Below are 26,256 nucleotides of genomic sequence, written 5' to 3' on the forward strand. Positions count from 1 at the left end.
CAATTCCCTGCTAATTCAGGCCTATATGCCCTGGCCATGGTTTGCCGCGCCATGGTTGCCGCTGTTCAGCTCTTCCGCCCGCGCTTTTCGCTCGGCCAACAGGCCGAGATAGTGCATGGCCACCATCGAGCCGGCGATCGCCGTTATATCGGCGTGATCATAGGCCGGCGCAACCTCGACGACGTCGGCGCCGACAATATCGAGCTGGCCGAGCTGGCGCAGCGTCGACAGGATTTTCGCCGAGGACGGTCCGCCGGCAACCGGCGTGCCGGTGCCGGGCGCAAAGGCCGGGTCGAGGCAGTCGATGTCGAAGGTGAGATAGGTCTTCCTGCCGCCGGTGCGGTCGACGATCGCATAGGCGATGTCGGAAGCCCGCATCTCCTCGATCTCGTGACCGTAAAGGATCTTGATGCCGAACGTATCGGGGGCATGCGTGCGGATGCCGATCTGGATCGAGCGGTCGGGGTCGATGATGCCTTCATTGACGGCGCGGCCGACGAACGAACCATGGTCGATGCGCTTGCCATCGTCAGGCCAGGTGTCCTGGTGCGCATCGAACTGCACCAGCGCCAGCGGCCCGTGGATGGCGGCATGTGCCTTGAGCAGCGGCCAGGTGACGAAATGATCGCCGCCGAGCGACAACAGGAAGGCACCCGATTTCAGGATCTTCGCCGCCTCGCGCTCGATCGTGCCTGGTGTCTTCTGGTGATTGCCCGAATCGAGCAGGCAATCGCCATAGTCGATGACGGCGAGATGCTCGAACAGGTCGCGCGAGAACGGATATTGCGGGTCGTTGTCGAGGATCGCCGAGGCGCGGCGGATCGCCTGCGGCCCGAAGCGCGCGCCCGGCCGGTTGGTGACGGCGGCATCGAACGGAATGCCCCACACGACGGCGTCCGCGCCCTTTGCATCCTTGGTGTATTTGCGCCGCATGAACGACAGCGCGCCGGCATAGGTCGGCTCGAAGGAAGGCCCCGTCTTGGAGCGGGCGGTGAACGCGTTGTCGATGGTCTGGTTCGCCATTACGGGTCCTTCTTTGTTCATCGGGCTGCCACAATTACAGAACCGGCACGCAAGATGCCAGTCACAGCTTGGCGAAGGACTTGTATAGCCAAGGCGCAAGGCCCGGCGACTCCTCTCCGGCGGCCGCGGCGATGAACTGGCGGTGCAGGCCGGCATGCCGCCGAGACCACGGTTTCTGAGCTGAACGCGGCGCCACCATCATCCAGACCGACGAACCGAAGGCTGCGATTGGCTGGCTGGGGCCAACGGGTTTAGGGTGCCTTATGTGGATGAGGCGAAGCCGGCCGAGCCGGCGAATACGGCGAGTATCATTGGAGCGGAGGCTGGAGCTGCAATCTCCCTCCTTGAGGGGGAGATGGCCGGCAGGCCAGAGGGGGTCGCCTCGCGTGGAGCGCTAACCTCCCTCTGCCGCTGAGAAAAGGTCCAGCCCGGTCGAACCGACCCCCTCTGTCGCCTTTGGCGACATCTCCCCCTCGAGGGGGGAGATTGCTGGCGCTTCACGCCGCTTTCGCCACCCCATCCAATTCCCTCAGCACATCAGCCGACAGCTCCAGTTCCGCCGCCGCCAGGTTCTCTCTCAAATGCCCGACCGACGACGTCCCCGGGATCAGCAGGATGTTCGGCGAGCGGCGCAGCAGCCAGGCGAGCGCGACCTGCAAGGGTGTGGCGCCGAGCCGTGCGGCCACATCCGACAAGGTCGACGACTGCAGCGGGCTGAAGCCGCCGAGCGGGAAGAACGGCGTGTAGGCGATACCGGCGCGCGCCAGTTCATCGATCAACGCGTCGTCGTCGCGATGCGCCAGATTGTACTGGTTCTGCACGCAGACGATCTCGGCGATCCCACGGCCTTCCTCGACCTGCGCTGGGGTGACGTTGCTCAGGCCGATATGGCGCACCAGGCCCTTGCGCTGCAGTTCGGCAAGCGCGGTCAACTGCGCCCCGATCGAGCCCTCGGCCGGACCCATCACCCCGAACATGATGCGCAGATTGACGACATCCAGCACCTCAAGGCCGAGATTCCTGAGATTGTCGTGCACGGCCTGCTCTAGTTCCTTGGCGGAATAGGCAGGCAGCCAGGAGCCGTCGCTGCCGCGCCGCGCCCCGGTCTTGGTGACGATGACGAGGTCTTGCGGATAGGGCGCCAGCGCTTCGCGGATCAGCTGGTTGGTTACATGCGGGCCATAGTAGTCGCTGGTGTCGATGTGGTTGACCCCGGAGGCCACCGCTTCGCGCAGCACTGCAATGGCCGCGTCATGATCCTTCGGCGGACCGAAAACGTGCGGGCCGGCAAGTTGCATGGCGCCGTAGCCGAGCCGTTTCACGGTGTGGCTGCCGAGGGTGAATGTGCCGGATTTTTGGATGGTGGACATGGTCGGTCTCCTTTGAGGAGGCGAAGATAGACGCTGCTCAACCTCGGGATAATAAGGTACAATCCGTACAGCTTGTGCGGAATGGCGAACAATGATGGACCTGGGCGATCTGAATGCTTTCGTGACGGTGGCGCGTGCCGGCGGTTTTCGCGAAGGGGCTCGCGCCGGCGGCGGCAGCGCGTCGGGCCTGAGCGAAGCGGTGCGCCGCCTGGAGACGCAGCTCGGCGTCAGGCTGTTCAACCGCACCACACGCAGTGTTGTTCCGACCGACGCAGGCCTCAGCCTGCTCGGACGGCTTGGCCCGGCGCTGTCGGAGGTGGAGGCGGCCCTCGACGTGGTCAATGGCTTTCGCGACAGGCCGGCTGGTTCGCTGCGCCTCAACGTCCCGGTCAGCGCCGCGCGGCTGATATTGCCCGACATCGTTCCGGGCTTCCTCGCCGCCTATCCCGGCATTCGGCTGGAGGTCATCGCCGATGAGAACTTCGTCGACGTGCTGGCGGCGGGCTGCGACGCCGGCATCCGCTATGACGAGCGACTGGAGCAGGACATGATCGCGGTGCCGATCGGACCGCGCGTCCAGCGCTTCGCCACTGGCGCCAGCCCCGCCTATCTCGAGCGCCATGGGCGGCCGCAGCACCCGAGCGACCTGCTTGGCCATGCTTGTCTGCGCGGTCGTTTTGCCAGCGGTGCGATGCTGCCGTGGGAATTCGAGCGCGACGGCGAGGTGGTGCGTGTCGACACGACGGGGCCGTTGATCGTGCGGATCGGCGGGGCGAGCGATCTTGCCGTCCATGCGGCCATTGCCGGCAGCGGCATCGTCGCTCTCTTCGAGGGCTGGCTTCGCCCTCACTTCGAAAGCGGCGCCCTGGAGCCCGTGCTCGAACCGTGGTGGCAGAGTTTTCCCGGACCATTTCTGTACTATCCCGGACGGCGTCTGGTTCCAGCGCCGCTACGGGCGTTTATCGATTACATCAAGGCCGGCAAGTTCTGAGACTTGAACCGAGGCCGGCGCCATCACCCCACCCGGCGCTTCGCGCCGACCTCCCCATCGAGGGGAGGTAGGGTGCCGCGTTTTTATGGTCGAACTGGTTTGTAGCCGCTGGACCATCGTGGATTGTCCGGGCGGCAAAACTGCCGCGACCTCCTACCTCCCCTCGATGGGGAGGTCGGCGCGAAGCGCCGGGTGGGGTGACTGCCGAGACCCAAAAGAAAAGGCCGCCCGGAGGCGGCCTTTCGATGTCTGGAACGTCGCAGCGCTTAGCGCTTCGAGAACTGGAAGGAACGACGGGCCTTCGCCTTGCCGTACTTCTTGCGCTCGACGACGCGGCTGTCGCGGGTCAGGAAGCCGCCCTTCTTGAGCACGGCGCGCAGTGCCGGCTCATAGTAGGTCAGCGCCTTGGAGATGCCGTGACGAACGGCACCGGCCTGGCCGGACAGGCCGCCGCCGATGACGGTGGCGACGATGTCGTACTGGCCGGCGCGGTTGGAAGCGATGATCGGCTGGTTGAGGATCATCTGCAGGACCGGACGCGCGAAATAGGTCGCGAATTCCTTGTCGTTGACGACGATCTTGCCCGAACCCGGCTTCACCCAGACGCGGGCGATGGCGTTCTTGCGCTTGCCGGTGGCATAGGCGCGGCCCGACTTGTCGAGCTTCTGGACATGGACGGGTGCTGCCGGCTGGGTGTTGGTGTTGCCGGTGGCGGCGCCCAATTCTGCGAGCGAGGAAAGCTCAGCCATCTTATGCAACCTTCTTGTTCTTGGCGTTCAGCGCGCCGACGTCGAGGGTGACGGGCTGCTGGGCGACATGCGGATGTTCCGTGCCTGCATAGACGCGGAGGTTCTTCATCTGACGACGGCCGAGCGGCCCGCGCGGGATCATGCGTTCGACGGCCTTCTCGACGACACGCTCGGGGAAACGGCCCTCGAGCAGCTGGCGCGCGGTGCGCTCCTTGATGCCGCCGGGGTGACCGGTGTGCCAGTAATAGACCTTGTCGGTGAACTTCTTGCCGGTGAACACCACCTTGTCGGCATTGATGACAATGACGTTATCGCCGTCGTCGACATGCGGGGTGAAGGTGGGCTTGTGCTTGCCGCGAAGATGATTGGCGATGACAGTGGCGAGACGGCCGACGACGAGACCCTCGGCGTCGATCAGCACCCACTTCTTCACCACATCCGCAGGCTTCTGCGAAAAGGTTGCCATGGATTTTCTGCTTTCGATTTTGACCTTCCGAAGAAGGCGTTTCTTGTTGCTTGGATTGGCGACAAGGCACTTGCCCGCCGCCAATAACAAAACGGCGGCCTTTGCGGGCCGCTGCTTCGTGACGGCTTATAGGCGAGGGGGTGGTGCACGTCAAGGCGCGGGAAAAGCACGTCTGCTCGTAAAGTGTAATAAAAACAAAGGTTTGATCAAAAGGTATTATTTTACCACATCGGCGGCGCGCTTCGGCGGGATCGAATAGGTGCCGGTCGCATGCGCTACCGTGTGTCCCTTCGGTCCGGCGACGATGTCGATATCGAACACCATCAGGCTCTTGCCCAGCTTCAGGATGCGGCAATGGCCGTCGATCGGCCCGGCTTCGGCCTTGCGGACAAAATTGATGTTGAGGTTGACGGTAACCGAAAGCGCATCCGGCCCGGCATGGCTGAGCACGCAGACATAGCCGCCAATGTCGGCCAGCGTGAACAGCGAGGGCCCGGACACCGTGCCGCCGGGACGCAAATGCCGTTCGCTGGCGTTGAGCCGCACCGTGCAGCCGCCGGGAAACACATCGAGCGCCTCATACGACGTGAACTCGTCGTTGAGCTGGGGGTAGACGCTGGCCATCAGCGCATTGACTTCAGCCGCCGTCAGCACCGGCTTGAGATTGTCCTGGGCGGGCATGTCGGTCTCTCGTTCTATGCCGGGCCTGTATGAACGCAATGATGCGCTTCTGGCAACACCTCTGGCGCAAGCGATGGGTGTTGATGAAACTCGATCCGATATTAGATAGTCTGGCGGCGCCCGGCGGAATCGCGGAGACCCTTGTCATGGCCGAAATCCTTTCGATCAAACCTGTTGCCATAGACGGGCCGGTCATCGCCGGGCTGGACAAGGGCGTGCTGCGCCTGACGCTCGCCAATCCGCCCGCCAATGCCTTGTCGCTTTCCGTCATGGCGGCATTGAGCGCCGAGCTCGACCGTGCCAAGGCCAACAAATCGGTCCGCGTCATCGTCTTGGCGGCCGCCGGGAAAGTCTTCTGCGCCGGTCACGATCTCAAGGAAATGACCGCGCGCCGCGCCGACGCCGACAAGGGCAAGGGGTTTTTCGAGCAGACATTTTCGGCTTGCGCGGCGTTGATGCAGCAGATCGTGCGCCATCCGCTCCCGATCATCGCCGAAGTCGATGGCCTAGCCACCGCTGCGGGGCTGCAACTGGTTTGCAGTTGCGACCTCGCCATTGCCTCGCATGAAGCGACCTTCTGCACGCCGGGCGTCAATATCGGCCTGTTTTGTTCGACGCCGATGGTGGCGCTGTCACGCAACGTGTCTCACAAGCACGCCATGGAAATGCTGCTCACCGGCGAGACCATCGATGCCGCAACCGCCAAGGAATTCGGCCTGGTCAACCGCGTCGTGCCGCGCGAATACCTGAATCAGATCGTCACCAAATACGCGCAAACCATTGCCTCCAAATCATCTCTGGTGGTCAAGACCGGCAAGGAAGCCTTTTACGCGCAGGCCGAGATGGGGTTGGCGGACGCGTATGCCTATACCGGCCGCGTCATGGTCGAGAACATGCTGGCCCGCGACGCCGAGGAAGGCATCGGCGCCTTCATCGGCAAGCGCAAACCGGAATGGACGGACGAATAGGTTTTCGATCCATGGAACCGCGCATCTCCATCATCACCATCGCCACCGACGATCTCGAGCGCGCCGTGCGCTTTTACGAAGGCATGGGCTTGAAGCGCCACGCCGGCATCACCGATGGCGTCGCCTTCTTCCAGATGGGCGGCGCCATTCTCGGCCTGTTCCCGAGGCCAAGCGCCGAGGAGGATTCAGGCATTGCCTTCGCCGCAGCACCGTCGGCGGTCTACCTCGCCTACAACACCCGCTCCGATGCCGAAGTCGACGACGTGCTGGCGGCCGCCGAGAAGGCCGGCGGCAGGATCGTCAAGCCGGCAGGCCGCGCCTTCTGGGGCGGCTGGTATGGATATTTCGCCGATGCCGACGGCCATGTCTGGGAAGTCGCACACAATCCGGCCTTCCCGATCGCGGATGACGGCACCATCTCGCTGCCGGACTGAGCGTCCGCATGGGCTATCGCAAGCAACTGACCCGGCTTAAGGCGCCTTATCTCAAACGCATCCTGATTGACCCCGAGCGCGTGGAAGATTGGGACAAGTATCCCTGGACCTGCCTCTGTTCCGCGGCCGCGAATTCGAGCTCGAATTCACCACGCCGATCACCATCATTGTCGGCGAAAACGGCACCGGCAAATCGACGCTGCTGGAAGCGATCGGCGCGCTGGCCGGTTACGACGAAGCCGGCGGCGGCAAGGGCTACATGCCCGTCGACCACTCCGGCGCCATCGACGAGAGTGGTGCAGCGCTTGCCGACACGTTGCGCGGCCACTGGCTGCCGAAGGTCACAGCGGGTTGGTTCTTCCGCGCCGAATCTTTTTACACGGTTGCCCGCTATCTCGATCAGGCGGCGCTGGAATCTGGCGGGGCGCCGCCGGATTTCCTGTCCTGGTCGCATGGTGAAGGGTTCATCCGCTTCTTCGAGGAGCGCTGCCGCCGGCAAGGTATCTACATCCTCGACGAGCCCGAAAGCGCGCTGTCGCCATCGCGGCAGATCGAGCTGCTGAAGATGCTGCGGCGCATGGACCGGTCCGGCACGGCTCAAGTGATCATGGCGACGCACTCGCCGCTGCTGATGGCCTGTCCGGGCGCGCGGCTGTTCCGCATCAGCCGCTTCGGCCTCGACCCCACAGATTTCACCGATACCGATCATTTTCGCATGATGCGCGACTTCTGCACGGACCCGCAGTCCTTTATGGAGGAAGCACTGAGGGAGACCGACGAGTGAATCACGATAGCTACGACAATGCCTATATCGGCGGCATCCTCAATTCTGTGAAGACCATCGCCATGGTCGGCGCGTCGGCCAACGATGTCAGGCCGAGCTTTTTCGTGCTGAAATATCTGCTGGCCAAGGGCTTTTCGGTGTTTCCGATCAATCCTGGGCAGGCCGGCAAGGAAATCCTCGGCCGCATGACCTATGCCAGCCTTGCCGATCTGCCGGAGCCGGTCGACATGGTCGACATCTTTCGCGCCTCTGCAGCGGTGCCCGGCATTGTCGATGAGGTGCTGAAGCTCGATCCCTTGCCGAAAGTCGTCTGGATGCAGCTTGGCGTGCGCGATGACGAGGCGGCGACGCGTGCCGAGGCGGCCGGCATCAAGGTGGTGATGAACCGCTGCCCGAAGATCGAATATGGCAAGCTGTCGGGCGAGATCGGCTGGACCGGCGTCAACTCCGGTGTGCTTTCGTCGAAGAAGCCGCTGATGCGGTCGGGATTCCAGAGTTTCGGTGTGCGCCAGAAGTAAGGCAGTGAATGGTGAATGGTGAATAGAAGGATTTTCCTGGAAGCCGGGTAAAGCCGCATATGAGCGGCTTGCAATCAAGGTGGGACTGGCCGACTTTGCGACCACCATTCATCGCTCACCATTGACCATTTCATCATTCACACGTTTACCGCTCAGGGAGGTTTTCGATGACCCGCACGCCCGGTTTCAACACGCTCGCCGTCCATGCCGGCGCCAAGCCCGACCCGGCGACGGGCGCACGCGCCACGCCGATCTACCAGACGACCTCCTTTGTGTTCGACGATGCCGACCATGCCGCCTCGCTGTTCGGGCTGAAGGCCTTCGGCAACATCTACACCCGCATCATGAACCCGACCCAGGCGGTGCTGGAAGAGCGGATCGCGGCGCTCGAAGGCGGCACGGCTGCACTTGCCGTTGCTTCCGGCCATGCCGCACAGGTGATCGTGTTCCACAATCTCATGCGGCCTGGCGATAATTTCGTGGCCGCCACAAGGCTTTACGGTGGTTCGATCAATCAGTTCGGCCATGCCTTCAAGAATTTCGGCTGGGAGGTGCGTTGGGCCGACACCAACGACGTCTCCACCTTCGAAAGCCAGATAGACGACAAGACCAAGGCGATCTTCATCGAGAGCCTGGCCAATCCCGGCGGCACCTTCGTCGACATAGAGAAAATCGGCGACATCGCCCGCAAGCACGGCTTGCCGCTCATCGTCGACAACACGCTGGCCTCGCCCTATCTGGTGCGGCCGATCGAGCATGGCGCCGACATCGTCGTCCATTCGCTGACCAAGTTCATCGGCGGCCACGGCAATTCGATCGGCGGCGCCATCGTCGATGGCGGCACGTTCGACTGGTCGAAATCCGGCAAATATCCGATGCTGTCGGAGCCGCGCCCCGAATATGGCGGCCTTGTCCTGCACGAAACCTTCGGCAATTTCGCTTTCGCCATCGCCGCGCGCGTGCTTGGCCTGCGTGACATCGGCCCGGCGATTTCGCCGTTCAATGCCTTCCTGATCCTGACCGGGCTGGAGACCTTGCCACTCAGGATGCAGCGCCATTGCGACAATGCGATCACCGTAGCCGGCTGGCTGTCCAACCACCCCAAGGTCGCCTGGGTCAACTATCCCGGCCTGCCCAGCGACAAGAACAACGCGCTGCAGAAGAAATACTCGCCGCAAGGCGCCGGTGCTGTCTTCACCTTCGGCCTGAAGGGCGGCTACGACGCAGGCATCAAGTTCGTCGAGGCGCTCGAACTGTTCTCGCACCTCGCCAATGTCGGCGATACCAAGTCGCTGGTCATCCATCCGGCCTCGACCACGCATCGCCAGCTTTCCGACGAGCAGAAGGTCAAGGCGGGTGCCGGACCGGACACGGTCCGGCTTTCCGTCGGCATCGAGGATGTCAACGACATCGTCGCCGATCTGGAACAGGCTTTGACCAAGGTTTGATTTTTTGAGTGAGTAGTGAGTAGTGAGTAGTGAGTAGTGAGTAGTGAGTAGTGAGTAGTGAGTAGTGAGTAGTGAGTAGTGAGTAGTAGTCGGTATTCACTAGTTAGCAGTGATTAGTGATCAGCCACCCGCTCGAGGGAGCGCTTTCCGCTCACTACTCACTAGTCACTACTCACTGCACTACTCACTGCACTACTCACTACTCACTAATCTGTTGGAGGCAAACCCTGTCCGCGCATTACTTGGCAATATCGACCGACAGCGTCGACGCCGAACATGGCGCCCCGGCGCCGGATCGTCTGATTGCGGGCGATCCGAAGTTCCGCACCTGGAATGTCGAGGAGCGCGATGGCCGCCTCTATGCCGGCATCTGGGAAGCGACGCCGGGCAAATGGCGCATCGAATATGACGAATGGGAGTTCTGCCACATCCTGTCCGGCGTCTCGGTGGTTGCCGAGGATGGCGGCGAGGCCCGCACGGTGCGCGCCGGCGACAGCTTCGTGCTCAGGCCAGGCTTCAGGGGCAGCTGGGAAGTGCTTGAAACGACCCGCAAGGAGTATGTGGTCAAGCTCTGATCTCGCGGCGCGCTTGGACTTCACAAAAGCCGATCGATGTCAGTGTCGGAAAAGCCGTATCCGCTCATCATCTCCCTGTGCCAGGGACTGCCAAGCAAATCACTGAGGCATAAGTCGACGCGCTGGAGCAGGGTGGCACTGCCTTTGGCGAGAGCGAAAGCGCCGGGCGCTGGCTGTTTTTCGACTGCCGGGACGTCGACGACGTCGAGAGGCGCGTCGGGTCGCCGGCTCAGATAGCCGCGATGCGCGAGCGCTACACTCGCATAGGCATGCACCACGCCGGCCGCGACGGCGTTAGCTGCTTCGGCCTGGGTGGCAAATATCCTTAGCCGTTCGGGCTGAATAGCGTTTTGCAGGGCCGTCCGGTGCTGGATCTGGCCCGATATGACGCCGATCAGCGCCGTCCGATCATTGGCGACGGACCGATAGCCATCAAAGGCGCGGGGATTGTCTTTCGCGACCAGCAATCCATCCGCCAGCATCCAGATCGGCCTTGTGAAGTCGACCAGCTTCCGGCGGTCTTCGGAAATGAACAGGCCGGTGGTCATGTCCCACCCCTTCGGCAAGCCCAGGCAGCAGCTCGGCAAACTCGGTCTCGATGGGCAAAAGTTCCAGCCCGAGCGTCAGGCAGACCCTCTTGGCCAGTTGGGCATCGCTGCCGCCCAGACGTCCCGATCCGTCGATAAAGCAGAAGGGTGGTTCCTGTAGAAAGGCGAATCTCATTTTCTCGGGCATGCGTCGGCTCCGCCGTCCTCACAAGCTCACAGTGAGCTTTTCCAGCCCATGGAAATGATAGGTGTCGCGGAAGCGCGGCTGCTCCGCAAGATGGAGTTGCGGCTGCCGCTCGAACAGGGTTTTCAGCGACACCTGCAACTCCAGCCGCGCCAGCGGCGCACCGATGCAGAAATGGATACCGGCGCCGAACGAGACATTCTTCTGGTCTAGTCGGCCGGGCCGGAAGGCGCCGGGTTCGGCAAAGGCAAGCGGATCATGATTGGCCATGCCGAGCAGCAGGCCGACCGTCTCGCCCGGTTGTACGACAACCCCCGATGTCACCTCGACCTCCTGATAGGCGTAGCGGGTGAACATGTGCAGCGGCGCGTCGAAGCGCAGGCACTCCTCGACCGTTGCAGCGGTTGCTTCCGGCGAGGTGAAGAAACGGCCGGGGTCGCCGCCTTGCGCCAGCAACGTGCGCACGGCGTTGCCGGTTTGATGGACGGTCGCCTCGTGGCCTGCATTGAGCAACAGGATGGCAGACGAGACCAACTCGTCTTCCGACAGCTTCTGGCCATCCTCTTGTGCCGCGATCAGCAGCGATAGCAGGTCGTCGCCAGGCTTCTTCCGCCGCTCGGTGACATAGCCGCGCAAAAAGTCGGAAAAATCGTGCGCGGCGCGATTGGCCGCTTCCTCGGTCTCGCGCGTCCGGCCATGCATGTACATGGCCACCATCCGGTGCGACCAGTCGAGCAGTTGCGGCCCCATTTCGACCGGCACACCGAGCATTTCGGCAATGATGGTGATCGGCAAAGGTGCGGCGAAGCTGGGCAATAGATCGACCTGGCGCGGTTCGAAACGGTCGATCAGCTCATTGGCCAGCGCCTCCACGCGCGGCCGCAGCCGCTCGACCTGGCGCGAGACGAAGGCGCGGTTGACCAGGGTTCTGAGCCTGGTGTGCACCGGCGGCTCCAGCTCCAGCATCGAATTGCTCTCGATGCCGTCGAAAGCGGCCAAATGCGAGCGATCCTCGCCGATGCCGCGGCTGTCGGGAATGCCGGCCGGGTTCTGGCGACCGAAGCGGCGGTCGCGCAACAGCCGGTTGACGTCGTCGAAGCCGCCAAAGCACCAAAAGCCGAATTCCTCCCAGAAGAAGGCATTCGATGCGCCATGCAGGACGGCATAGGCGTCGTAGGGGTTCTGGAAAAACGCCGGTTCGTGCGGATCGAGCCGCAGGCGGCGCGTGGCTGGATCAAAGGCGAGGTAGGGCGGCATGGATGTGGTCATGCCAGACCATTACCGCGGCTTGCCGGCTTGGTGCCAGACCGGATGTTGGCACCCGACGGCCCTATGGATTGAGCCAACCGAGGCGGACCTCGGCGAAGTACCGAAGTCTAATCCTCGCAATGCCTGGCAATATGCACGCGGCGCCAGCTGGTCGAGCCTTCCTGCACCACCACCCGGCGCGCCATCCTCTGGTATGACGGCGCTATCTGGGTGACGTGCCGCCGCTCGGGCCGCACCAGCACTTCATGGGCGACGCTCTCATATTCGGCCGGCAGCACAACCCGGCGGGTGCGCTCCGGTTCAACCACCACTGTTTCGGCCACACGCGCGTAGCGGGCCTTGCGCCACACCTTGCACAGCACCTTGCGGCCGTGGATGACGCGCCATTCCCAGGCATAGCCGCCATCGTCGACCTGGACCGTGCGGTAAACGGTGCGGGTTCTCGCCGGTACGATGTCATAGGTGACTCGGGGCGGCGCGATCTGCTCGACGCGCTCCATGGTGCCATAGATCGGCGGATCATAGTCGACCAACTGCCCGCCGGGACTGACCATGACGTCTTCATAGACGGTGTCATAGAGCGCCGGCCTGTGCACCGGCTCATAGCATTCGGCGGCCCGGCCGCCGGCAACCGCATCGGACACCATGCCGAGACCGGCAAGGCCGGAGATGGCGAGGCAAGCAGTTTTCCTGATCATGGCACTCCCCCTGTTTGAACCCGAAACGTGAGGTTCAATGTTGAATTGTAGGGGAAGGTTCTCCGGGGGAAAGCGGTTTCGCCGCATTTCGTTAAGCGACGCGGTTAAGGAATTGCTACACCGCAAAAACGCCGCTGGCCGCGTTCGGACTTTCCCTTGCGCGGAAACCTTGATTCGACTTAACCAGATGGCTAGGAGGAGGCGGCCTTGCGCTAGGGTGAGCCGGCATCCTATTTACATTCTAACCATCAAGAACCGATTCTGCCCGATGTTCCGGCGCCGGAATCCCCATCTCCAAAAAGGGTAGTCCATGAAGAACCCCGTCGAAACCTACATGAACCTCGTTCCGATGGTGGTCGAGCAGACCAATCGCGGCGAGCGGGCCTACGACATTTTCTCGCGCCTGCTGAAAGAGCGCATCATTTTCATCACCGGCCCGGTCGAAGACGGTATGGCGACGCTGGTTTGTGCACAGCTTTTGTTCCTCGAGGCCGAGAACCCGAAGAAAGAGATCAATCTCTACATCAACTCGCCGGGCGGCGTGGTGACCTCGGGCATGGCGATCTACGACACCATGCAGTTCATCAAGCCGGCGGTGTCGACGCTGTGCATCGGCCAGGCGGCGTCGATGGGCTCGCTGCTTCTGACCGCCGGCCACAAGGACATGCGTTTTGCCACGCCGAACGCCCGTATCATGGTTCACCAGCCTTCCGGCGGTTTCCAGGGCCAGGCCTCCGACATCGAGCGGCACGCGCAGGACATCATCAAGCTGAAGCGCCGCCTCAACGAGGTCTACGTCAAACACACCGGCAAGAGCTACGAAGACATTGAAAAGACGCTTGACCGCGACCATTTCATGACAGCCGACGAAGCCAAGGATTTCGGCCTCATCGACAAGGTCATTTCGTCGCGCGAGCCGGTCGAAGGCGCTGCGGCATAATCGCTGCATGGCAGTTGGGTGGCGGGATAACGCGCTTTTGCTGGGATTTGCGGCATTTCGGCCACAATTGGCTGTTCCCTCGGTGGATGGGATTGCCTACGTTAAGGCTATGTTGATTTTCGACGGCTTAGCTTTGTGCAGGGTTGGCGCGAATCATTGCGACGTTTTCTGATTTGTGTTTCGTACGGAATGCGTTGCGGGAGCCGGGACACTGGCGGCGGCGAATTCCCGCGATAGATAGAATATGCGCCCTTTCAGCCAGACCATCGGCGGGCGGCCATGAAAGGACAGGAAAATGAGCAAAGTCGGCAACAACAGCGGTGATTCGAAGAACACGCTTTATTGCTCGTTTTGCGGCAAAAGCCAGCACGAGGTGCGCAAGCTGATCGCCGGCCCAACGGTGTTCATCTGCGACGAGTGCGTCGAGCTATGCATGGACATCATCCGCGAGGAGAACAAGACCTCGATGGTGAAGTCGCGCGAGGGCGTGCCGACCCCGCAGGAGATCCTGAAGGTTCTTGACGACTATGTCATCGGCCAGCCCTACGCCAAGCGCGTGCTGTCGGTGGCGGTCCACAACCACTACAAGCGCCTCGCGCATGCCGGCAAGAACAACGACGTCGAATTGGCGAAGTCCAACATCCTGCTGATCGGCCCGACCGGCTGCGGCAAGACGCTGCTTGCCCAGACGCTGGCCCGCATCATCGACGTGCCCTTCACCATGGCCGACGCGACGACGCTGACCGAAGCCGGTTACGTCGGCGAGGACGTCGAAAACATCATCCTGAAGCTGCTGCAGTCGGCCGACTACAATGTCGAGCGCGCCCAGCGCGGCATCGTCTACATCGATGAAATCGACAAGATCTCGCGCAAGTCCGACAACCCATCGATCACCCGCGACGTGTCGGGCGAGGGCGTGCAGCAGGCGCTTCTGAAGATCATGGAAGGCACCGTTGCCTCCGTGCCGCCGCAGGGCGGCCGCAAGCATCCGCAGCAGGAGTTCCTGCAGGTCGACACCGCCAACATCCTGTTCATCTGCGGCGGCGCCTTCGCCGGGCTGGACAAGATCATCTCGGATCGCGGCAGGAAGACTTCCATCGGCTTCGGCGCCATCGTCGCTTCGCCCGAGGATCGCCGCACCGGTGACGTGTTCCGCCTGGTCGAGCCCGAGGATCTCTTGAAGTTCGGCCTCATCCCCGAGTTTGTCGGCCGTCTGCCGGTCCTGGCGACGCTGGAAGACCTCGACGAGCCGGCTCTGATCCAGATCCTGACCGAGCCGAAAAACGCGCTGGTCAAGCAGTATCAGCGGCTGTTCGAGATGGAAAGTGTCGACCTGACCTTCCATGAGAATGCGCTGTCGGCGATCGCCAAGCGCGCCATCGAGCGCAAGACCGGCGCCCGTGGCCTCCGCTCGATCATGGAAGCGATCCTGCTCGACACCATGTTCGAACTGCCCGCCCTGGAAGGCGTGCGCGAAGTGGTGATTTCGGAAGAAGTGGTGACCGGCAGCGCCCGGCCGCTCTACATCTATTCCGAGCAGAAGGAAAAGAAGGGCAACGTCAGCGCCTGATCTGGCATCTGGCCTAACCTTTTTATGGAACGGCGCCCGCGGGGCGCCGTTTTGCTGTGGTGAGGTACCGATCCTTGTGACGGAGTGGATGAACGAACGTGTCGACCCTTGATCTTTGCCCCTCGTGCATCCAACTAACATCGGAAGGCCGTGGTGCCGAATTCTGTGCTGTAAAACTCCCGTCACAAACGGTGGTAGGCGGAACGATCCTCGGTCGTTAATATGAGATTCGCGGTTGGCTCGATTAGCGGCCGCGACATGAAAGGTTGGACAATGGCCAAAATATCCAAGGCTCCCAGCGACGGCGTCTTCGCAGTCCTCCCACTGCGCGACATCGTGGTGTTCCCGCACATGATCGTTCCGCTCTTTGTCGGGCGTGAAAAATCGATCAAGGCGCTGGAAGAGGTTATGGGTCAGGAAAAGCAGATCCTGCTTGCCACCCAGATGAATGCCGCCGATGACGATCCCGAGCCCGATGCGATCTTCGACATCGGCACGCTCGCCAATGTGCTGCAATTGCTGAAGCTGCCCGACGGCACCGTCAAGGTGCTGGTCGAAGGCGCGTCGCGTGCCAAGATCGTCTCGTTCACCGACCGTCCGGACTTCCACGAAGCTACCGCCACGGCGCTGGTCGAGCCGGAGGAGGAAGAGGTCGAGGTCGAGGCGCTCGCCCGTTCGGTCGTCACCGACTTCGAAAACTACGTCAAGCTGAACAAGAAGATCTCGCCTGAAGTGGTGGGCGCCGCCAGCCAGATCGACGACTATTCCAAGCTCGCCGATACGGTTGCTTCGCACCTCGCCATCAAGATCCCCGAGAAGCAGGAGATGCTGGCCACGCTGTCCGTCAAGGAACGGCTGGAAAAGGCGATGGGCTTCATGGAAGCCGAAATCTCCGTCCTGCAGGTGGAGAAGCGCATCCGCTCGCGCGTCAAGCGCCAGATGGAGAAGACGCAGCGCGAATATTACCTCAACGAGCAGATGAAGGCGATCCAGAAGGAGCTCGGCGAAGGCGAGGACGGCCGCGACGAGGCCGCCGAGATCGAGGCGCGCATCAAGAAGACCAAGCTCTCCAAGGAGGCCCGCGAAAAGGCGGAAGCCGAGTTGAAGAAGCTGCGGACGATGTCGCCGATGTCGGCGGAATCGACCGTCGTGCGCAACTACCTCGACTGGATCCTGTCGATCCCGTGGGGCAAGAACTCCAAGGTCAAGCAGGACCTGGCGTTTGCGCAGAACGTGCTCGACACCGATCATTTCGGCCTCGACAAGGTCAAGGACCGCATCGTCGAGTATCTCGCCGTGCAAAGCCGCCAGAAGAAGCTGAAGGGGCCGATCCTGTGCCTCGTCGGCCCTCCCGGCGTCGGCAAGACCTCGCTCGGCAAGTCGATCGCCAAGGCGACCGGCCGCGAGTTCATCCGCATGGCGCTTGGCGGCGTGCGTGACGAGGCCGAGATCCGTGGCCACCGCCGCACCTATATCGGCTCGATGCCCGGCAAGGTCATCCAGTCGATGAAGAAGGCCAAGAAGTCCAACCCGCTCTTCCTGCTCGACGAGATCGACAAGATGGGCCAGGACTTCCGTGGCGATCCGTCATCGGCTTTGCTCGAGGTGCTCGATCCCGAGCAGAACTCGACGTTCATGGACCATTACCTCGAGGTCGAATACGACCTATCGAGCGTGATGTTCGTGACGACGGCGAACACACTGAACATCCCTGCGCCCCTGATGGACCGCATGGAGATCATCCGTATCGCCGGCTACACCGAGGACGAGAAGATCGAGATCGCCAAGCGTCACCTGATGCCCAAGGTGATCCGCGATCATGCCCTGCAGCCGAAGGAATTCTCCGTCGGCGAGGACGCGATCCGCGGCATCATCCAGACCTACACCCGTGAAGCGGGCGTCAGAAGCCTGGAGCGCGAGCTGATGAAGCTCGGGCGCAAGGCGGTGACCGAGATCCTGAAGACGAAGAAGAAGACGGTGAGCATTACGGCGGCGAACCTCGCCGATTACCTCGGTGTTCCGCGCTTCCGCTTCGGCCAGGTCGAGGCCGACGATCAGGTCGGTGTCGTCACCGGTCTTGCCTGGACAGAAGTCGGCGGCGAGCTGCTGACGGTCGAAGGCGTCATGATGCCCGGCAAGGGCCGCATGACGGTGACCGGCAATCTGCGCGACGTGATGAAGGAATCGATCTCGGCGGCGGCCTCTTATGTCCGCTCGCGGGCCATCGATTTCGGCATCGAGCCGCCGCTGTTCGACAAGCGTGACATCCACGTCCACTTGCCCGAAGGCGCCACGCCGAAGGACGGTCCGTCTGCAGGTGCTGCCATGGCGACAGCCATCGTGTCTGTCATGACTGGTATTCCGGTCCGGGCTGATGTGGCGATGACTGGCGAGATAACGCTTCGCGGCCGCATCTTGCCGATCGGCGGCCTCAAGGAGAAGCTGCTCGCCGCATTGCGCGGCGGCATCAAGAAGGTGCTGATCCCGGAAGACAACGCCAAGGATCTGGCGGAGATACCGGACAATGTGAAGAACGGTATGGAGATCATTCCGGTCTCACGTGTCGGCGAGGTTCTGAGGTACGCGTTGGTGCGCATGCCGGAGCCGATCGAGTGGGTCGAGCCAGTCAATCCGCCGGCTTCCACCGATACCGTTGACGATGCTGGAAAGTCGCTTGCACATTAGAAACTACTAAAGTTGCAGTGCACAAAGAGAGAGCCGGGCCTTGAGCCCGGCTTTTTCATGTGAAAAACCCACCTTTTCCGGGCTTTTTTCAACTTATTTCCGGCTTTTTGACTTGGGTTTGCGAGCGCTTCTTTCTAAAGTCCCTCTCCTGCCGGATGAGTCGAAAGTTCCGGTTTTCTCATGGAAGGGAATTTTTATGAACAAGAACGAACTGGTTTCCGCTGTCGCTGAATCCGCGAGCATTTCGAAGGGTGACGCACAGTCGGCGGTTGAGGCGGTGTTCTCCGTCATCACTGGCGAACTGAAGAAGGGCGGCGATGTACGGCTCGTCGGCTTCGGAAATTTCACCGTCTCCAAGCGTGCGGCATCGACTGGCCGCAACCCGCAGACTGGCGCGGAAGTGAAGATTCCGGCGCGTACCGTGCCGAAGTTCTCGGCCGGCAAAGGCCTCAAGGACGCGGTCAACTAAAAATTTTTTCAGAGAATGTTGGAAAGCCGGGTTCGCCCGGCTTTTCTTTTGCCTCGATCGCGGCAAGCCGTCAGCCCGCTGAGGCGCGCCTTCAGCCCACCGGCGCATCCGCGCGCATCAGGCCTTCCTGCTTGAGGTCCGCCCACAGCGCCGCGGGCAGCTTGGCATCGAGCAGGGCGCGGTTGCTTTCGACTTCGCTCGGCCGCTGGCCGCCGGGGATGACCGACACCACGGAAGGGTGCAGCAGCGGAAACTGCAGCGCCGCCTCGATCAGCCTGACGCCATGGCGCTCGCAGACGGCCTCGATGCGCCCGACGCGATCCATGATGTCCCTTGGCGCCTCGGAGTAATTGTAATAGGCGCCTGGCTTCGGCCCGGTCGCCAGGATGCCGGAATTGTAAGGACCGCCGAGAACGATGCCGATGCCGCGTTGCTCACAGAGCGGCAGGAAGGTGGCAAGCGCTTCCTGTTCCAGCAGCGTGTAGCGCCCGGCCAGCAGGAACAGGTCGAAGTCGCCACGCTCCGCCAGCGTCTGGCAAACCTCCCATTCGTTGATGCCGCCGCCGAAGGCCTTGATCACGCCCTGGTCGCGCAGCGCAACCAGTCCGTTGTAGCCCGAGGCCATGAATTCCTCGATGCGCTGGTCTGACGCCTCCTTGCTGCCATGGGTGAAGATGTCGAGGTCATGGACGAAAAGGATGTCGATGCGGTCGACGCCAAGCCGTTCCAGCGACGCCTCGAACGAGCGCATGACGCCGTCATAGCTGTAGTCGTAGACCTCCTTGCGCGTCGGTGTGTCGAAGAACTTGCCGATGCCGGTTCGCTCCTCCGGCGGGCAGGCGCGCAGCAGCCGGCCGACCTTGCTCGACAGCACGTAGTCGTCCCGGCTTTTGCCGCGCAGGAAAGCATTTAGCCGCGTTTCGGCGAGACCCAGGCCATAGAGCGGCGCGGTGTCGTAGTAACGGCAGCCGGTCGCCCACGCCGCCTCCAGCGTTGCGTTGGCATCCGCGTCAGGGACGGCGCGGTAAAGGTTGCCGAGCGGCGCGCTGCCGAAGCCAAGCTCGGTGAAGTCGAGGCCGCCATTGCCGATGCGGTCGAAATGCCGTGTCTTCATGTCGTGCTGATTTCCTGGATTGATTTGTCTGACATGACACTATCACGCCGCTGGCTCAGCAAAAGCCGCCATGGCCGTTGGACAGGCATTTTCGCGGTGATAGCATGAACAAAAACAAGCCTTTCTCCGAAAGCGCGCAACCGAAATCACCGGCCACAAACCCAGCCGGACAGATGGGACTCTCATGACGAATGCCGGCTCGGATATGTTTTCGACCGCCCTGCAAGAGCTGGGCGCCGTACTGGCGCGCGTCGACGAAGCCGGCATCGACACCGCCTGCGAAACCCTGGCCCGCGCGCAAAAGATCGTCGTCTATGGCTGCGGCCGCGAGGCCTTGCAGCTCAAGGGTTCGCCATGCGCCTCTATCACCTCGGGCTTGAGGTGTCGGTGGTCGGCGACATGAACACGCCACCGCTTGGCGCAGCCGATGTCTTCCTGGTCAGTTCCGGCCCGGGCGAGACGACGACGGTGCTCACCTTGATGCAAGTCGCCCGCAAGGCCGGCGCCACCGTGCTTTTGCTCACCGCCGAGGCAGGCAGCAGTGCGGTCGCGCTTGCCGACTTCACCTTGCTTATCCCGGCGCAGACCATGGCGCGCGACCAGGGGCCGCAAAAGACATCGCTGCTGCCGATGGGCTCGGTCTTCGAAGGGGCGCTGTTCCTGCTGTTCGAGGTCATGGTGCTGAAGCTCAAGGCGCTGACCGGCCAGTCGTCCGAGGCCATGCGCGCCCGCCACACCAACATGGAATAGATCATGCGCTACGAACTGATGCTGCCGCACCAGATCCGCAAGGCGATCGCCGAGAACTGGCCGGTCGCTCTCCCGCTCGGCGTGCTCGAATATCACGGCGAGCACATGGCTGTCGGCATGGACACGCTGGCCGTCATCAAGACGCTGGAGCTCTACGAGAAGGAGGCCGACATCGTCATCCTGCCGGCTTTCTACTACGGTGCGGCGAGCTATGTGGTGGCAGCACCCGAAGGCAACGGCTCGGTGCAGGTCGGCGGCAACCAGCTGGCGCCGTTCGCCGAAGAATTGTTCTACAGCCTGCTGCGCATCGGCTTTCGTAACATCAACGCCATCATCCACCACCAGACCGAGAACTTTGCCGCCGGCATGCCGACCGATCTCGCCTTCAAGGCCGCCGGCCGCCAGGCGATCTTCCGCTTCCTCGAGAAGCAGCGCGGCGAGGGCTGGTGGGGCTCAGACGAGATGGCCGATTATTATGCCGGGCACGCCGCAGGCGAGAATTTCTTCAACTGGGTGCAGGTGCACCCGCTGATGTCGGCTGCCATGAACGGGAAGTATCCGTTCGATCACGCCGGCATCGGCGAGACGTCGCTGATGCTGGCGCTGTGTCCGGAAGCGGTCGATGCCGGGCGTTTTGCGGACAATACAAGCTGGTACACGGCGAGTGCCAAGGACGCCTCGGCGGAGCTTGGGCAGAAGGGCGTCGCGATGATCATGGATCATCTCACGGAAATCCTGAGGCGCTAGCTACGAGACTGTCGGGCGGCTTTCGTATTTTCGTTATCTTAGGGTGTGCGCCGCGTCGCTTCGCTCCTTGCTTCGCCCTAGGATGACGAAGCGATGGGGGGCTGCCTCTCGCCTACTTCACCGCCCCAGCCGTCATGCCCATGATCAGATACCGCTCAAGCGCAATCCCGATGACCGCCAGCGGTGCGATCGCGGCGGTGGCAAGAGCCGCCATCGACCACCAGTTGATGCCTTGCGAGCCGGTCTGGCTCGCCACCATGACCGGGATGGTCTTGGCGTCGGTCGAGGTCAGCAGCGCGGCGAAAAAATACTCGTTCCAGCACAGCACCATCGCCAGGATGAAAGCGGCGACCATGCCCGGCAGCGCAATCGGCATGACGATGCGGAAAAAAGCGCCCCAGATCGACAGGCCGTCGACCAGCGCTGCCTCCTCGAGCTCGACCGGGATCGAGTTGAACTGGTCGCGCATGATCCAGATGACGATCGGCAGCACCATCAGCGTGTAGAGCAGGATCAGGCCGATGCGTGTGTCGAGCAGGCCGACCTCGCGGTAGAGCACCAGGAAGGGCAGGGCCAGCACCACCGGCGGTAGGATCAGCTGCGACAGGAAGAAGAAGGAGATGTCCTCGTTCTTGAACCAGGCGAACTGATAGCGGTAGCGGGTCAGCCCATAGGCGGCGAGGCTGCCAATGACGATGGCGAGGCTCGACGCACCGACCGAGGTGATGACCGAATTCATGAAGCGCTTGAAAAACTCCTCCCGCACCGTCGAGGTCTGGAAGATCGAATCCGGCGACAGGCCGAGCGAGCGCCAGCCCTTCCAGTCCGGCTGGAAGTCGACGAACGGGATGAGGTGTCCTTGCGTGACGTCGACCGCGGTCTTGAACGAGGTGGTGATGGTCCAGTAGATCGGGAACAGGCAGATGAAGGCCCAGAACGCCAGCGCACCATAGATGAAGATGCGATTGGCCAGAAAACCCAGCGGTGAGCGGATTTCCGAGGCAGCATAGTCGGTGGTCTGGACGCTCATTGTGCCTCGTCAGTTCACGTTGCGCACGAAGCGATTGGCGAATTTCAACAGCCAGGTCACGAACACGACGATGATGACGAGATAGGCCATCGCCAGCATGGTGCCGTAGCCGACATTCGAACGGTCGCGGTATTCGCGGTAGATGAAGCTCGACACTGAATCCGTGGCGCCGCCGGGGCCGCCGGAGGTGACGGTAATGATGATGTCGGCAAGCTTCAGCTTGAAGATGATGCGCAGGATCACCGCCGTGACCGACACCGGCAGCATCAGCGGGAAGGTGACCTGCCAGAAAGTCTGCCAGGGCGTGGCGCCATCGACGCGCGCCGCTTCCAGCACGTCGCGCGACATCGCCTGCAGGCCGGCAAGCAGCATGATCATCATGAACGGGATGAAGGTCCAGGCGTCGAGCACCATGATCGAGATGCGGGCGGTGATCGGGTTGGAGAAGAAGGCGGGGTTTTCCCAGCCGAAATGGCGCGCCAGCGTCGCCGCCGGCCCGAAACGGTACTCCATCAGCGATTTGCCGATCATCCACGACACCGCGACCGGCGACAGCATCAGCGGCATCAGGAAGACGACTCGGAAGAATTTGCGCGCCCGGATCTGCGCGTTGAGCAGCAGCGCCAGGCCGAAGGCAATCACATACTCAACCAGCACGGCGAGCACATAAAGCACCATGTTGAACAGCGCGTTGCGGTAGTAGGGATCGGCCAGCATCTGCCAGAAATTGTCGAGCCCGTTGAACTTGCGGCCGGAAAAGGACGACAGGTTCCAGTCGGTCAGCGCGATATAGAAGCCGAACAGCGTCGGGAAGATCACCATGGCGATGGTGAACAGCAGCGCCGGCAGCAGGAACAGCGCGCGCTGGCCGTCCTCGCCGCGCGTCAGCACCTGGCCGATGCCAAGCGTCACGCCCCACAGAACATAGGCGTAGACGATCGGACGCCAGGTCTCGAAGCCGAGCGTGGTGATCTCGTTCTTGTAGAGGATCTCAAACGCGATCACCGCCAGCAGGCCAAGCGTGGCGGCCGCCATCAGGGCAAAACCCGCCCGCTTGCGGGCCGGCGAGATCAGATCGGCTGGGCCGGCGTTGGCCGGCCATACATTGGTGGTCTGGTCAGCCACGCGTCCCCGTCCGTTTAAAAAATCAAGCCTGCGACCGGCCCGAGCCGGTCAGGTCCGGCGGCTTGCACCGCCGGACCTGTTGTCACGATAGGATCAGCCTACACGCCGAGCGAGGCCTTGTAGAGCTTGATCTGGTTTTCGCGGCCGATCTGGTCGGTCAGCTTCTCCCAGGCCGCGGCAATGGCGTCGGCGCCTTCCTGCGCCTTCATCTTGCCGGCGAATGTGTTGGCCAGAATGTCCTCGGCAGCCGAATAGTACTGGAAGATGCCGGGGATGCGCGGTTCGATCGCCGCGTTCGGATGGTTGTAGCTGTCGGCTTCCGACTTCAGATACGAGGTGATGAACGCCTCGTCGTAGCCTGCCGCCACCCATTCGGGAATGTCGAAATGCGAGTTGCGGTAGGGCTGGAAGCCGGACGGATACATCGCCGTCCAGATTGACAGGTCCTTGCCGCCGAGATGAGCGGCGGCCGACCATGCCGCTTTTTTCTTCTTTTCGTCCGTATCGACGCGGGCCATGACATAGACGCCCCAGCCGAGATAGGCACAGTTTGGCGCATAGTTCGGGCCGCTGGCGAGTTTGTCCCAGGCGCCGGTCTTAGCATTGTAGACGTCGTCGGATCCCGGCAGGATCGAGAAGCCGGTGACGTCGCCGATGACCGAGCTATCGTTGGTCTTGACGTTGGAGCCGACGTCGCCCCACCAGGTGACCATTGAACCGGTGCCGGCCAGGAACTGCTGGAAGGCTGTCGTGTTCGGGTCGGCGTTGATCTGGTCGGCGGGCTCCGACGGCAGCGCGTCGATGACGTCCTGGATGGCGCGCACCCAGGCCGGATTGTTGATGCGCGGCTTCATCGTGTCGGCATCGAACAGCCAGGCCTTGTCGTCGGGATGCTTGGCATAGGCGGTGGCGCGGCTGCCGAGGAAGTAGAAGCCGAAACCGCCCCAGGCCTTGGGCGCATCGAGATAGCCGAAGACGTCCTGGTCCTTGAACTTCTTGCCCTTGAGGAATTTTGTGACGGCCTGGACTTCCTGCCAGGTCTTCGGCACACCCCATTCGGTGGCCGCGCCGCCGTCCTTCCACGCCTTGGCGAGGTCGGCATCGGCAAAAACGTCGGTGCGGTAATTGAAGTTGTGCGCATCGCCATCGACGGTGATCCGGTACTGCTTGCCGTCCCAGGTGCCGACCGGCGGCTGCAGATAGGCCACGACATCCTTCATGTCGATCTGCTCTTTGACCCAGTCGGGCATCTCGGACGTCAGGCCCTTGCCGCAGACATCGCCTTCGAAGGGCGCGCCCATCTCGATGATGTCGAAGTCGACGGTGCCGGTGGCGATCGACTGCTGCAGGCGGGCATTGTAGTCGGCCTGCGCCAGGTCGATCCAGCTGATCTTGGCGCCGGTATAGGCCTCCCACGGCTTCAGGAAGCCGCGGAACAGCACATTGTGCAGGTTCTGGTTGTTGAGGCCCATGAAGGTGAGCGCGACGCCGGCGAATTCGCCTTCCTTGACGTTGGCCTTGGTGGCTTCCAGGCAGAGTTCGCCGACCTTCTGGAAATCGGCATCCGTCGGCTGACCCTTGCCGACGCCGGGGATCTGCAGAATTTTGGAGCGTAGCTCGCTGGCGGCTTCAGCCGGGCGGGTGAAAGCGCCGAGCCCAGCACCCGATGCGGCGGCGATCGCGGCCATCGAGGCCGCGCCTTTGAGTATGTCACGCCGGGTGGCACCCGCGCGGACGAGTTTTTCGTACAGACCGACTCTCATCTATTCCTCCCAGAACAACAGTCGTGAATTAAAATGCCAATCCCTCCGACGCCGAAACGTCGGCGGTTCTCCTTTATCATACGGGGACGTGGGACCCCACCCTGCGTCGCCTGGAGCTCCGATTTTCGGATAAAAATCCGACTGCCGGATTGGCAACAGCCAATATTTGCGTAATCGATTACCTTGTCAACACGAATGGCTTTTTATCGATAACATACCGACTTGCCCTTGCCGTTGGCAATGGCTAGCTTCACCGCGAGAAAAGGGGGGACGATGGCTCAAGTCGCGATCAGCAATGTGGCCAAGGCGTTCGGAACCGTCAAGGTCCTGCACGAGGTCAGCGTCGATATCGCCGATGGCCAGTTCGTGGTGCTGGTCGGCCCGTCGGGCTGCGGCAAGTCCACGCTGCTCAGGATGGTGGCCGGGCTGGAGACCGTGTCCGGCGGCACGATCGCCATTGGCGAGCGCATCGTCAACAATCTGCCGCCGGCCAAGCGCGACATCGCCATGGTGTTCCAGAACTACGCGCTCTATCCGCACAAGACGGTGGAGCAGAACATGGCGTTTGCGCTGAAGCTGCGCAAGACCGATCCGGCCGTGGTCGCCGAGCGGGTCAAGCGCGCCGCCGACATTCTCGACCTCAATCCGTACCTGAAACGCTATCCGCGCCAGCTCTCCGGCGGCCAGCGCCAGCGCGTCGCCATGGGCCGCGCCATCGTGCGCAACCCGCAGGTCTTCCTGTTCGATGAGCCGCTCTCCAATCTCGACGCCAAGCTGCGCGTGCAGATGCGCACCGAGATCAAGGAACTGCACCAGCGGCTGAAGACCACCACCATCTACGTCACCCACGACCAGATCGAAGCCATGACCATGGCCGACAAGATCGTGGTCATGCGCGACGGTCGTATCGAGCAGGTCGGCGCGCCATTGGAATTGTTCGACCGGCCGGCCAATCTGTTTGTCGCCGGCTTCATCGGCTCGCCGTCGATGAACCTGCTCAAGGGCGTGGTGCGCAAGGGCGACAAGGTCGAGATAGCGGGCACGCTGTTCCCGATCGCGGCCGGCAGCGCCGCCAAGGAGGGCCAGGCCGTGGTCTATGGCGTGCGGCCCGAGCATCTCGAAATCCATGCCGACGGCGTGCCAGCAAAGATCTCGGTGGTCGAACCCACGGGTTCCGAAACGCTGGTCTTCGTGCGTTTCGGCGAGGGCGAGATGGTGGCGCTGTTTCGCGAGCGCCACGACTTCAAGCCCGGCGACACGCTCAATCTCAAGCCGCGCCTCGACCAGGTCCATCTCTTCGACGCCGAGACCGGCAACCGGCTCTGATTTCCAATCGACTTTGACCAAACCTGTTTGA

25 protein-coding genes and 3 pseudogenes are annotated in these 26,256 nt (G+C 62.3%); 15 read left to right on the plus strand and 13 right to left on the minus strand.

Annotated features, from left to right (window positions below; genetic code table 11):
* Positions 1-21 precede the first annotated feature (21 nt).
* On the minus strand, positions 22-1,023 hold the full coding sequence (gene speB / locus NKI10_RS15095; protein ID WP_352860736.1) for an agmatinase: 1,002 nt from the start codon (positions 1,021-1,023) through the stop codon (positions 22-24).
* Positions 1,024-1,135: 112 nt separating this feature from the next.
* Between speB and NKI10_RS15100 the strand changes: the two are divergent.
* Positions 1,136-1,333, plus strand: a pseudogene (locus NKI10_RS15100) (glycerophosphodiester phosphodiesterase family protein); the annotation flags it as partial.
* Positions 1,334-1,520: 187 nt separating this feature from the next.
* Here the strand turns inward: NKI10_RS15100 and NKI10_RS15105 are convergent.
* Positions 1,521-2,393, minus strand: a complete 873-nt coding sequence (locus NKI10_RS15105; RefSeq protein ID WP_352860738.1) for an aldo/keto reductase family oxidoreductase — start codon at positions 2,391-2,393, stop codon at positions 1,521-1,523.
* A gap of 91 nt (positions 2,394-2,484) precedes the next feature.
* On the opposite strand from NKI10_RS15105, the gene NKI10_RS15110 reads away from it, so the two are divergent.
* Positions 2,485-3,384: a LysR family transcriptional regulator gene (locus NKI10_RS15110; RefSeq protein WP_023693291.1), complete on the plus strand. Its 900-nt coding sequence runs from the start codon at positions 2,485-2,487 to the stop codon at positions 3,382-3,384.
* 266 nt (positions 3,385-3,650) lie between these two features.
* On the opposite strand, the gene rpsI is transcribed toward NKI10_RS15110, so the two are convergent.
* The 3 genes from rpsI to NKI10_RS15125 form a co-directional block, all read right to left on the minus strand.
* Positions 3,651-4,133 (minus strand): 30S ribosomal protein S9, encoded by a 483-nt coding sequence (gene rpsI / locus NKI10_RS15115; protein ID WP_023669408.1) that lies wholly within the window; start codon positions 4,131-4,133, stop codon positions 3,651-3,653.
* 1 nt (position 4,134) lies between these two features.
* Positions 4,135-4,599, minus strand: coding sequence for a 50S ribosomal protein L13 (gene rplM / locus NKI10_RS15120; RefSeq protein ID WP_023669409.1), 465 nt, complete (start codon positions 4,597-4,599; stop codon positions 4,135-4,137).
* 216 nt (positions 4,600-4,815) lie between these two features.
* Entirely contained in the window at positions 4,816-5,280 is a 465-nt protein-coding gene (locus NKI10_RS15125; RefSeq protein WP_023693292.1) for a PaaI family thioesterase, read from the minus strand.
* Between the two features lie 146 nt (positions 5,281-5,426).
* Between NKI10_RS15125 and NKI10_RS15130 the strand changes: the two genes are divergently transcribed.
* From NKI10_RS15130 to NKI10_RS15155, 6 genes and pseudogenes are all read left to right on the plus strand, one after another.
* On the plus strand, positions 5,427-6,248 hold the full coding sequence (locus NKI10_RS15130; RefSeq protein WP_023689473.1) for an enoyl-CoA hydratase: 822 nt from the start codon (positions 5,427-5,429) through the stop codon (positions 6,246-6,248).
* A gap of 11 nt (positions 6,249-6,259) precedes the next feature.
* Entirely contained in the window at positions 6,260-6,682 is a 423-nt protein-coding gene (locus NKI10_RS15135; RefSeq protein WP_023689472.1) for a VOC family protein, read from the plus strand.
* Positions 6,683-6,690: 8 nt separating this feature from the next.
* A pseudogene (locus NKI10_RS15140) lies at positions 6,691-7,466 on the plus strand (AAA family ATPase).
* Positions 7,463-7,984 carry a CoA-binding protein gene (locus NKI10_RS15145; RefSeq protein WP_023705040.1) on the plus strand — a complete coding sequence of 174 codons (522 nt, stop codon included), beginning with the start codon at positions 7,463-7,465 and terminating at the stop codon, positions 7,982-7,984. The pseudogene NKI10_RS15140 and the gene NKI10_RS15145 overlap by 4 nt, the downstream one beginning before the upstream one ends.
* A gap of 167 nt (positions 7,985-8,151) precedes the next feature.
* On the plus strand, positions 8,152-9,432 hold the full coding sequence (locus NKI10_RS15150) for an O-acetylhomoserine aminocarboxypropyltransferase (RefSeq protein ID WP_023693295.1): 1,281 nt from the start codon (positions 8,152-8,154) through the stop codon (positions 9,430-9,432).
* A gap of 242 nt (positions 9,433-9,674) precedes the next feature.
* Positions 9,675-10,007 (plus strand): cupin domain-containing protein, encoded by a 333-nt coding sequence (locus tag NKI10_RS15155; protein WP_373420123.1) that lies wholly within the window; start codon positions 9,675-9,677, stop codon positions 10,005-10,007.
* 20 nt (positions 10,008-10,027) lie between these two features.
* Here NKI10_RS15155 and NKI10_RS15160 read toward each other — a convergent pair whose 3' ends face one another.
* The 4 genes from NKI10_RS15160 to NKI10_RS15175 form a co-directional block, all read right to left on the minus strand.
* The gene (locus NKI10_RS15160; RefSeq protein WP_280790547.1) at positions 10,028-10,555 is read right to left on the minus strand and encodes a type 2 periplasmic-binding domain-containing protein; all 528 of its coding nucleotides are present in this window, start codon (positions 10,553-10,555) and stop codon (positions 10,028-10,030) included.
* Entirely contained in the window at positions 10,440-10,742 is a 303-nt protein-coding gene (locus tag NKI10_RS15165) for a transporter substrate-binding domain-containing protein (protein WP_348625504.1), read from the minus strand. The genes NKI10_RS15160 and NKI10_RS15165 overlap by 116 nt, the downstream gene beginning before the upstream one ends.
* A gap of 18 nt (positions 10,743-10,760) precedes the next feature.
* The gene (locus NKI10_RS15170; protein WP_023693297.1) at positions 10,761-12,008 is read right to left on the minus strand and encodes a cytochrome P450; all 1,248 of its coding nucleotides are present in this window, start codon (positions 12,006-12,008) and stop codon (positions 10,761-10,763) included.
* Positions 12,009-12,115: 107 nt separating this feature from the next.
* Positions 12,116-12,706 carry a hypothetical protein gene (locus tag NKI10_RS15175; RefSeq protein WP_023689466.1) on the minus strand — a complete coding sequence of 197 codons (591 nt, stop codon included), beginning with the start codon at positions 12,704-12,706 and terminating at the stop codon, positions 12,116-12,118.
* Between the two features lie 310 nt (positions 12,707-13,016).
* On the opposite strand from NKI10_RS15175, the gene clpP reads away from it, so the two are divergent.
* The 4 genes from clpP to NKI10_RS15195 all read left to right on the plus strand — a co-directional run bounded on the left by clpP (position 13,017) and on the right by NKI10_RS15195 (position 18,370).
* Positions 13,017-13,646, plus strand: a complete 630-nt coding sequence (gene clpP / locus NKI10_RS15180; protein WP_023682306.1) for an ATP-dependent Clp endopeptidase proteolytic subunit ClpP — start codon at positions 13,017-13,019, stop codon at positions 13,644-13,646.
* A 295-nt stretch (positions 13,647-13,941) separates the two neighbouring features.
* Positions 13,942-15,216, plus strand: a complete 1,275-nt coding sequence (gene clpX, locus NKI10_RS15185; RefSeq protein WP_023682305.1) for an ATP-dependent Clp protease ATP-binding subunit ClpX — start codon at positions 13,942-13,944, stop codon at positions 15,214-15,216.
* A gap of 273 nt (positions 15,217-15,489) precedes the next feature.
* On the plus strand, positions 15,490-17,901 hold the full coding sequence (gene lon / locus NKI10_RS15190) for an endopeptidase La (RefSeq protein ID WP_352860741.1): 2,412 nt from the start codon (positions 15,490-15,492) through the stop codon (positions 17,899-17,901).
* A gap of 196 nt (positions 17,902-18,097) precedes the next feature.
* Positions 18,098-18,370: an HU family DNA-binding protein gene (locus NKI10_RS15195; protein ID WP_023669423.1), complete on the plus strand. Its 273-nt coding sequence runs from the start codon at positions 18,098-18,100 to the stop codon at positions 18,368-18,370.
* A gap of 91 nt (positions 18,371-18,461) precedes the next feature.
* Here NKI10_RS15195 and NKI10_RS15200 read toward each other — a convergent pair whose 3' ends face one another.
* The gene (locus tag NKI10_RS15200) at positions 18,462-19,484 is read right to left on the minus strand and encodes an aldo/keto reductase (RefSeq protein WP_023705034.1); all 1,023 of its coding nucleotides are present in this window, start codon (positions 19,482-19,484) and stop codon (positions 18,462-18,464) included.
* Between the two features lie 184 nt (positions 19,485-19,668).
* On the opposite strand from NKI10_RS15200, the pseudogene NKI10_RS15205 reads away from it, so the two are divergent.
* Together NKI10_RS15205 and NKI10_RS15210 are read left to right on the plus strand one after the other, a co-directional pair.
* Positions 19,669-20,234 (plus strand): annotated as a pseudogene (locus tag NKI10_RS15205) (SIS domain-containing protein).
* 3 nt (positions 20,235-20,237) lie between these two features.
* Positions 20,238-20,981 (plus strand): creatininase family protein, encoded by a 744-nt coding sequence (locus NKI10_RS15210; RefSeq protein ID WP_352860743.1) that lies wholly within the window; start codon positions 20,238-20,240, stop codon positions 20,979-20,981.
* Between the two features lie 112 nt (positions 20,982-21,093).
* On the opposite strand, the gene NKI10_RS15215 is transcribed toward NKI10_RS15210, so the two are convergent.
* The 3 genes from NKI10_RS15215 to NKI10_RS15225 form a co-directional block, all read right to left on the minus strand.
* Complete coding sequence (locus tag NKI10_RS15215; protein WP_023669427.1) at positions 21,094-22,011, minus strand: carbohydrate ABC transporter permease; 918 nt, start codon at positions 22,009-22,011, stop codon at positions 21,094-21,096.
* A gap of 9 nt (positions 22,012-22,020) precedes the next feature.
* The gene (locus tag NKI10_RS15220) at positions 22,021-23,136 is read right to left on the minus strand and encodes a carbohydrate ABC transporter permease (RefSeq protein ID WP_023705032.1); all 1,116 of its coding nucleotides are present in this window, start codon (positions 23,134-23,136) and stop codon (positions 22,021-22,023) included.
* A 98-nt stretch (positions 23,137-23,234) separates the two neighbouring features.
* Positions 23,235-24,899, minus strand: coding sequence for an ABC transporter substrate-binding protein (locus tag NKI10_RS15225; RefSeq protein ID WP_352860745.1), 1,665 nt, complete (start codon positions 24,897-24,899; stop codon positions 23,235-23,237).
* 273 nt (positions 24,900-25,172) lie between these two features.
* Here NKI10_RS15225 and NKI10_RS15230 point away from each other — a divergent pair, with 273 nt between their 5' ends.
* Positions 25,173-26,225 carry an ABC transporter ATP-binding protein gene (locus NKI10_RS15230; RefSeq protein ID WP_023711517.1) on the plus strand — a complete coding sequence of 351 codons (1,053 nt, stop codon included), beginning with the start codon at positions 25,173-25,175 and terminating at the stop codon, positions 26,223-26,225.
* The last annotated feature ends 31 nt before the right edge of the window (positions 26,226-26,256 follow it).

It is taken from the genome of Mesorhizobium sp. M0802, from assembly GCF_040320115.1.
Taxonomy (GTDB): Bacteria; Pseudomonadota; Alphaproteobacteria; order Rhizobiales; family Rhizobiaceae; genus Mesorhizobium.

Bases quoted from the DNA above. Each gene is read 5' to 3' on its own strand.
- NKI10_RS15195 (WP_023669423.1), top strand. From the start codon at position 18,098: ATGAACAAGAACGAACTGGTTTCCGCTGTCGCTGAATCCGCGAGCATT.
- NKI10_RS15110 (WP_023693291.1), top strand. From the start codon at position 2,485: ATGATGGACCTGGGCGATCTGAATGCTTTCGTGACGGTGGCGCGTGCC.
- lon (WP_352860741.1), top strand. From the start codon at position 15,490: ATGGCCAAAATATCCAAGGCTCCCAGCGACGGCGTCTTCGCAGTCCTC.
- NKI10_RS15135 (WP_023689472.1), top strand. From the start codon at position 6,260: ATGGAACCGCGCATCTCCATCATCACCATCGCCACCGACGATCTCGAG.
- NKI10_RS15225 (WP_352860745.1), bottom strand. From the start codon at position 24,899: ATGAGAGTCGGTCTGTACGAAAAACTCGTCCGCGCGGGTGCCACCCGG.
- NKI10_RS15215 (WP_023669427.1), bottom strand. From the start codon at position 22,011: ATGAGCGTCCAGACCACCGACTATGCTGCCTCGGAAATCCGCTCACCG.
- rplM (WP_023669409.1), bottom strand. From the start codon at position 4,599: ATGGCAACCTTTTCGCAGAAGCCTGCGGATGTGGTGAAGAAGTGGGTG.
- NKI10_RS15105 (WP_352860738.1), bottom strand. From the start codon at position 2,393: ATGTCCACCATCCAAAAATCCGGCACATTCACCCTCGGCAGCCACACC.
- NKI10_RS15210 (WP_352860743.1), top strand. From the start codon at position 20,238: ATGCGCTACGAACTGATGCTGCCGCACCAGATCCGCAAGGCGATCGCC.
- speB (WP_352860736.1), bottom strand. From the start codon at position 1,023: ATGGCGAACCAGACCATCGACAACGCGTTCACCGCCCGCTCCAAGACG.
- clpP (WP_023682306.1), top strand. From the start codon at position 13,017: ATGAAGAACCCCGTCGAAACCTACATGAACCTCGTTCCGATGGTGGTC.
- NKI10_RS15200 (WP_023705034.1), bottom strand. From the start codon at position 19,484: ATGAAGACACGGCATTTCGACCGCATCGGCAATGGCGGCCTCGACTTC.
- clpX (WP_023682305.1), top strand. From the start codon at position 13,942: ATGAGCAAAGTCGGCAACAACAGCGGTGATTCGAAGAACACGCTTTAT.
- NKI10_RS15170 (WP_023693297.1), bottom strand. From the start codon at position 12,008: ATGACCACATCCATGCCGCCCTACCTCGCCTTTGATCCAGCCACGCGC.
- NKI10_RS15150 (WP_023693295.1), top strand. From the start codon at position 8,152: ATGACCCGCACGCCCGGTTTCAACACGCTCGCCGTCCATGCCGGCGCC.
- NKI10_RS15125 (WP_023693292.1), bottom strand. From the start codon at position 5,280: ATGCCCGCCCAGGACAATCTCAAGCCGGTGCTGACGGCGGCTGAAGTC.
- rpsI (WP_023669408.1), bottom strand. From the start codon at position 4,133: ATGGCTGAGCTTTCCTCGCTCGCAGAATTGGGCGCCGCCACCGGCAAC.
- NKI10_RS15230 (WP_023711517.1), top strand. From the start codon at position 25,173: ATGGCTCAAGTCGCGATCAGCAATGTGGCCAAGGCGTTCGGAACCGTC.
- NKI10_RS15130 (WP_023689473.1), top strand. From the start codon at position 5,427: ATGGCCGAAATCCTTTCGATCAAACCTGTTGCCATAGACGGGCCGGTC.
- NKI10_RS15175 (WP_023689466.1), bottom strand. From the start codon at position 12,706: ATGATCAGGAAAACTGCTTGCCTCGCCATCTCCGGCCTTGCCGGTCTC.
- NKI10_RS15160 (WP_280790547.1), bottom strand. From the start codon at position 10,555: ATGACCACCGGCCTGTTCATTTCCGAAGACCGCCGGAAGCTGGTCGAC.
- NKI10_RS15165 (WP_348625504.1), bottom strand. From the start codon at position 10,742: ATGCCCGAGAAAATGAGATTCGCCTTTCTACAGGAACCACCCTTCTGC.